General features: G+C 63.3%; 7 protein-coding genes. 3 read left to right on the top strand and 4 right to left on the bottom strand.

Annotated elements, in window-relative coordinates:
• Window positions 1-131 precede the first annotated feature (131 nt).
• The gene (locus ENZ75_RS18125; protein ID WP_063170195.1) at window positions 132-1,262 is read right to left on the bottom strand and encodes a metallophosphoesterase; all 1,131 of its coding nucleotides are present in this window, start codon (window positions 1,260-1,262) and stop codon (window positions 132-134) included.
• Window positions 1,263-1,372: 110 nt separating this feature from the next.
• On the opposite strand from ENZ75_RS18125, the gene ENZ75_RS18120 reads away from it, so the two are divergent.
• Complete coding sequence (locus ENZ75_RS18120) at window positions 1,373-1,966, top strand: hypothetical protein (protein ID WP_013532403.1); 594 nt, start codon at window positions 1,373-1,375, stop codon at window positions 1,964-1,966.
• Window positions 1,967-1,986: 20 nt separating this feature from the next.
• Here ENZ75_RS18120 and ENZ75_RS18115 read toward each other — a convergent pair whose 3' ends face one another.
• Window positions 1,987-2,613 (bottom strand): TetR/AcrR family transcriptional regulator, encoded by a 627-nt coding sequence (locus ENZ75_RS18115; RefSeq protein ID WP_164747190.1) that lies wholly within the window; start codon window positions 2,611-2,613, stop codon window positions 1,987-1,989.
• Between the two features lie 149 nt (window positions 2,614-2,762).
• On the opposite strand from ENZ75_RS18115, the gene ENZ75_RS18110 reads away from it, so the two are divergent.
• Complete coding sequence (locus tag ENZ75_RS18110) at window positions 2,763-3,548, top strand: NIPSNAP family protein (RefSeq protein ID WP_128278221.1); 786 nt, start codon at window positions 2,763-2,765, stop codon at window positions 3,546-3,548.
• An 82-nt stretch (window positions 3,549-3,630) separates the two neighbouring features.
• Here ENZ75_RS18110 and ENZ75_RS18105 read toward each other — a convergent pair whose 3' ends face one another.
• Both ENZ75_RS18105 and choX read right to left on the bottom strand, forming a co-directional pair.
• Window positions 3,631-4,443, bottom strand: a complete 813-nt coding sequence (locus tag ENZ75_RS18105) for an alpha/beta hydrolase (protein ID WP_013532406.1) — start codon at window positions 4,441-4,443, stop codon at window positions 3,631-3,633.
• An 8-nt stretch (window positions 4,444-4,451) separates the two neighbouring features.
• Entirely contained in the window at window positions 4,452-5,390 is a 939-nt protein-coding gene (choX, locus tag ENZ75_RS18100) for a choline ABC transporter substrate-binding protein (protein ID WP_013532407.1), read from the bottom strand.
• Between the two features lie 81 nt (window positions 5,391-5,471).
• Here choX and ENZ75_RS18095 point away from each other — a divergent pair.
• Window positions 5,472-5,883, top strand: a 412-nt coding sequence (locus ENZ75_RS18095; protein WP_128278220.1) for a TetR family transcriptional regulator, incomplete at its 3' end; no start/stop codon positions are given.

Raw genomic sequence — 5,883 nt, 5'->3', positions numbered from 1 at the left:
CGGGAGACCGGACCGCCGGTAAGGCGCAGAAGGCCTATGGCGACGTCAAGGACAAGGTCAAGAAGGCGCTCTGATCCGACATCGGCAAACGCGCTTTATCGAGGGAAAGGCGGTCGCGAAGGCCGCCTTTTTCAGGTGCTCCAACCCTTGCTGAAAGCATTGGTGAAGGCGACCTCGCCGTGATCGCCGGTCGCCTCGCCCAGCACCACGTCCATGCCGTCGCTGGTCACCCTGGCCAGCGCGAAACCGCCCATATAGGCAGCCTTCGGCTTGAACAGGTCGATCCCGTCCCTGCGATAGATCAGCGGCGTTTCGTGCTGGTGGCCATGGAAAATGCCGACGATATTGTAGCCCTTCAGCGCCGCCAGCAACGCCTGCCGGTCGGCCTCGCTCCACCAATGCGGCGCACCACTGCCGTCATCATCGAAGTGCCGCTTGGCGGCATCCCAACGTTCCACCGAGAAGGTGTCCCAGCCATAATGCTGGAACAGGATGACCGGACGGCCGTCCGCCGCATAGGTCGCCAGATCCTGCTTCAGCCATGGCAGGCTGCTCTCGGCGCCGTGGCCGGTATCGCCGGCGAAACGATGCGTCTGGATCAGATGCAGGCCGCCCCAGTCCCAGGAGTAGCAGTCGGTGTCGACATCATAGTCGGTGGCCGGCACCGGCGGCTTGAAGAACACGCCGGCGCGATGGTTGACCTCGACATAGTCGCGCAGTTCGCGCCGATACCAGTCGACATGGTGCGGCGGGCCGTTCTGGTCGAGATCATGGTTGCCGAGCCCGATATAAACCGGCATGTGCACGCGATCGGGACCGACGCCCTGGCTGTAGCGTTGGCTGAACTGGAGCAGTTGGGTGCCCTCGCTCGGCTGCGTGATCTGGCCGCCGCCATCGTCGGTGATGTCGCCGCCGACGACAAGGCCGAGCGGCGTGCCTATCCTGCCGGCCGAACGCAGGCCGGTGGCGACGCCATTGATCTCAGTTGGCCAGTCCTTGTCGCCAAGCGCATTCAGCGCCGCCACGTTGCGCAGCAGCGCGGCGTCGGTCTTGCCTTCCTGCAGGCAGTTGGGGCTCAAGCCGCTCGCCATGCGGCAGGCATGGACATCGGCGATGAACAGGAAAGTGGCGTCGATCGACTGGACGCGTTGCCCGGTCTGGCTGAAGGCCGGGCGCGACAAGGCGCCGGCCGCGGCAAATCCTGCAGCCTGCGCCAGGAAGTTGCGTCGGGAAAGCGATGCAGTCGAACGGCGATTCATCATACGCTGATTCAGCATGGACAGCGGCCGGTCGTCCAGCGCCTCTGCGCCATCATCGACATGATGCCACGGGTCTGGCATGTCTCGCTTGCGCAAGCGGAGGAGGACGAAAAATGAAAGCCGCACCTATCTGCATGATCCTGGCCGCGATGTTGTGCGCGAGCACTGCGCATGCGGCCGGTTGCGTCGACGTCAAGTCCGCCAGAAAGGGTTTCGTTCTGGCGAGGCCCGGCATCCAGAGCGAATTTCGGCCCGTGGCCGGCGGGATGATGTCGGTTGCCAACACCTACGAATCGCAATCGCCGCAAACCCAGTATCTGTTTGCCGGCCTGATCGAGGTGTTTCGCGACAGCGACACCGGTCGCCTGGCGATGATCCCGCTTTCCGATCTGCGAAAGCTGTTTCCGCTGAAGGCGGGGACAAAGGCCGCGATAGAGTTCGTCGAGCTGTCGCCGAACAAGCCGCCGAAGGGCACCAAGACGCTGAGCCTGGTCGTCAAGGGCAAGGAGACATTCAGCCTGGGCGAGTGCAAATACAATGTCCTGGCGGTCAAGGAGACCTTCAAGAACGGTGCCGGCGAGACGCTGGATTCATTTACCGCCCTCTATGCGCCAGATCTGCAAGCCGCGCTCGCGCGGCGCTACGATGAAGGCACCAGTTCGGAATCCGTCAACGGCTACGAGACGATCAAGCCGCTGGCCGAGTAGCTGAACCAGAGCACGGCGAGTCAAGGGGTTCCCGGCCGTGGCAGTATCCTGTTGCGTCGCCTGGCCGCCAATGCGCCCTGCGATGGCGACGGCGCGCTTCGCTCAAGTCCCGCCAGACAATCCCGCAGCACACCGGCATCCTGCGTGGCCTTGGCCATCGACATCGCTCCGGAATAGGCGGCGACCGTCAGCGCGGCGAAGCGTTCGGGGTCCGTGCCCTCGTCCTTGCCCACCTGCTGGTCGGCATGCAGCTTGTCGGCAATCGCGCGCCGCCACCCGGCAAATATCCCGGCAAGGGCAATGCGGAAATCCGGGTCGGCAAGCGACAGTTCGTGCGCCAGATTGTTGAGCGGACAGCCGCGCACGAAACCCTGCTGCTCCAGTTGCGCCGCCACGGCCTCGAACACCGCGCGCACGCCTTCGCGGGCCGACGCCGCCGCCAGCACCGGCGCGATCCATGTCTCTTCGACCGCTGCCGCCACACGCTCGTCGATCACCGCCAGCGCGAGCGCCTTCTTGGTCGGGAAATGGTGATGCAGCGCACCGCCGCTGACACCCGCCGCCGCCATCAGGTCGCCGATGCTGGAGGCGTGATAGCCGCGCGCCTGGAACGCGTCCTCGGCGACATCGAGCACTTTCTTGCGCATGCCTTCAGGGTCGTTGATGCGTTTTCCCGGGCGCGGTTTTGGTTGAGCGATCATCTCTGCTGACATTGCCGGACATTAGCATATTGACAAAACAGGACAACCGGTCTGTTTTACAAACAGGACAATCACCCTGTTTTGGAGAATGCCGGATGAACCTGCCCCAGAACGTCGCGCCGAAACCCTCGGCGCTCGCCTCGCCTGTCGTCGAGTTGCGGCAATACACGCTGAAGCCAGGCCAACGCGACACGCTCATCGACATCTTCGACAGCAGGCTGATCGAGGGCCAGGAGGCCGCCGGCATGACCATCATCGGCCAGTTCCGGGATCTCGATCGGCCTGACATGTTCGTCTGGATGCGCGGCTTCGACAGCATGGATGCGCGGAAAAATGCTCTTGCCGCTTTCTATGGCGGGCCGGTCTGGGCGGCGCACCGCGATGCGGCCAACGCGACGATGATCGATTCCGACGATGTGCTGCTGCTCAAGCCGGCGTGGCCGGGCGCCGGCTTCGACCTTGCGGGGGCGCAGCGGCCAAGCCTGGCCGGCGACGAAAAGCCCATTCGAAACAGGCCGCTGACCGGCATCGTTGTCATCGAGATTCATCATTTGCAGCCCGGCACGGAGGCAGATTTCACCACCCGCTTCGAGATTGAGACGGCGTGCCTGATGACGGCCGACGCACGCCTGCTCGCCGCGTTCGTGACCGAGCCTGCCGAAAACAATTTTCCGCGCCTGCCGGTACGGGCTGACGAAAACGTCTTCATCAGCGTCATGGGTTTTGCCAGCACAGAAGCGCATGCCCGCCACAAGGCCGCGCTTGCCGCCTCGCCGGCATGGCAGGATTTGTGGCGGGCCGCGCAACCCGGCTTGACCAAACCCACGGAGACCTTGCGGCTGTCGCCGACATCGCAATCACTGGTCGGGATCTATTCCTAAAGCGCGTCGACGCGCTTAGGAATAGATCCTTTTTTGTGCATTTCGTTCTCCCAAAACCGGGGCCACTTTTGGGCGACATGCATCAGACTTCAAATGCCTCGACGATGGTCTTGGCGACAAGGGCCGGGTCTTCCCAATGCGGGTTGTGGCCACAGCGCTCGGCCCGGACGAAGACGGCTCCGGCAAGAGCGGATTGCAACGCCTGCTGGTGCGCCTCGCCGAACAGCGGGTCGCAGGCGCCGGCGATGATCAGCGTCCGGGCCTGCACGGCCCGCGCCGCATCGCTCAGATCGGCGCTGCGGATTTCCTCGAGAATCGCGCGCCAGCGCGGCGCCGGCAATGCCGACGCGTCTCTCGCCAAGCCGGCGAGAAAGGCTGGAGGCACGTCGGGACTGCAGGCATGCCACCAGGCGTAGAACGGATCGGCCGGCGATATCGGGTCGCGCAGCGCCTCGACGCCCGCGACCAGCGGATGATCCGGCGCGAAATCGGGCTTTAGCGTGCCGGCCAGCACCACCAGCCCGCCAATCAGCTCCCTGTGTCGCCCTGCCAATGCGATGGCCACCATGGCGCCCAGCGAATGGCCGACGACGAGCGGCCGGTCGAGCCGCAAGCGTAGGATCAGCCCGGCAATATCGTCGGCGAAATCGGCTATGCCGCAGCCTTTGCCGGCCTGCGAGGCGCCGTGGCCGCGCAGATCCGGCATGATCAGACGGCGGCCGGCCAGATAGGGCGCCAGAAGCGAAAAGCTGCGGCTGGTGTCGGTGAAGCCGTGCACCGACAGCAGTGCCGGCTCGGCGCCTGTTATCTCGACATAGGCGATGTCGAGATTGCCGACAGTGACGAACTGCTTGCGGCCGGCCCAGCCGTCCTGGTTCGCGCAGGCATTCAGCACCGCCGCCCTCACAGGCCGAGCTTTTCCTTGACCGCGGCAAGGCCGGGTTGGCCGTCGAAGGTGGTGACACCGGCGAGCCAGGCATCGAGACGGCTCTTGTTGGCCGTGATTGCCTTCAGCGCGCCGTCCTCCGGCTTCATGCCGTCATTGATCAGATAACCCATGCCGACATTCTCGAAATCGATGTCGAAGGCGAGGTTTTTCAAGAACTGTGCGACGTTCGGGCATTGCTGCAGATAGCCCTTGCGCACCTGCGTCGTCACCGTCGCGGCGCCGAAATTCGGGCCGAAGAACTTGTCGCCGCCGGTCAGATATTTGAAGTCGTACATCATGTTCATCGGGTGCGGCGCCCAGCCCTGGAAGACGATGAACTGCTTCTCCTTGATCTCGTAGCCGACCTCGGAAAGCATGCCGGCTTCGCTCGATTCGACCACCTGCCAGCCGTCCAGGCCAAAGGCGGGATCGGCGATAGCGTCCATCATCAACTGGTTTGAACCGGGCTCGATGCCGTACATTTTCTTGCCGAATTTGTCGGCGAATTTGTGCAGGTCGGAAATGTCCTTGACGCCGGCTTCCCAGACATAGGTCGGCACGGCGAATGTGTATTTGGCGCCTACGAGATTGACGCGCACATTCTCGACCGAGCCGTCCTTCTTGTAGGGCTCGTAATAGGTGACCATGGCCGGGTCCCAGTAGCCCAGGAACAGGTCGAGGTCCCTGTTTTTCATGCCCTCGTAGATGACGTTGATGCCGAGCACCTGGCTTTGCGGCTGATAGCCAAGCGCCTCCAACAGGACATTTGCGACTCCTGTGGTGAAGGCAAGGTCGTTCCAGCCGGGTTCGGCCATGCGGACCGTCTTGCACTCTTCGGCCTCGGCCGCCTGGGCCGCATGAGTGGCCAACATGAGGCCGGCAAGGCAGACGCCATTTGCAAGGATGCGCAACATTTCGGTTCTCCTCGTCCGTAAAATTGACCAATTGGTCTTTTTATTGTCCCATGGGTCAATTCTTGATCTGAACGGACGAAGATGTCAACGTGGATTCGAAATGCATGGACCGATCCCGTGAAACTCAAGCGTCTCAGTGAGATCCGCCGCAAGGAATTGCGGCAGGCGGCCTTCGCGGTGCTGGAGCGCGAGGGCATTGCCGGCGCGACACTGGAAAAGGTGGCGGCGCAGGCCGGTGCCTCCAAGGGCATCGTGCTGCACTATTTCCGCAACAAGCAGGAATTGTTCGAGCACGCGATGCGTGAGGCAAACGCCGTCCTGTGCCAGGCGGTGATCGCGCGGCTTCGCCGGGCGCAGACTCCGATGGAGCGCATGGATGCGGTGATCGAGGGCAATTTCGAGGAGCATCTGTTCCAGCCGCCTCTCTGCCATGCCTGGCTGTCGCTCTGCGCCGAGGTGCCGCGCGACGAGAAGATGGCTCGTATCCAGAGGG

Origin of the sequence: Mesorhizobium sp. M7A.F.Ca.CA.002.04.1.1 (assembly GCF_004022805.1) — a bacterium.
Lineage (GTDB): Bacteria > Pseudomonadota > Alphaproteobacteria > Rhizobiales > Rhizobiaceae > Mesorhizobium > Mesorhizobium ciceri.
The sequence above is the reverse complement of the archived record's forward strand: the minus strand, read 5'-3'. Positions and strand labels throughout refer to the sequence as shown.

Excerpts from the sequence above, each read along its gene's own strand:
- ENZ75_RS18125 (WP_063170195.1), bottom strand. The coding sequence starts at position 1,262 with ATGATGAATCGCCGTTCGACTGCATCGCTTTCCCGACGCAACTTCCTG.
- ENZ75_RS18120 (WP_013532403.1), top strand. The coding sequence starts at position 1,373 with ATGAAAGCCGCACCTATCTGCATGATCCTGGCCGCGATGTTGTGCGCG.
- ENZ75_RS18115 (WP_164747190.1), bottom strand. The coding sequence starts at position 2,613 with ATGCGCAAGAAAGTGCTCGATGTCGCCGAGGACGCGTTCCAGGCGCGC.
- ENZ75_RS18110 (WP_128278221.1), top strand. The coding sequence starts at position 2,763 with ATGAACCTGCCCCAGAACGTCGCGCCGAAACCCTCGGCGCTCGCCTCG.
- choX (WP_013532407.1), bottom strand. The coding sequence starts at position 5,390 with ATGTTGCGCATCCTTGCAAATGGCGTCTGCCTTGCCGGCCTCATGTTG.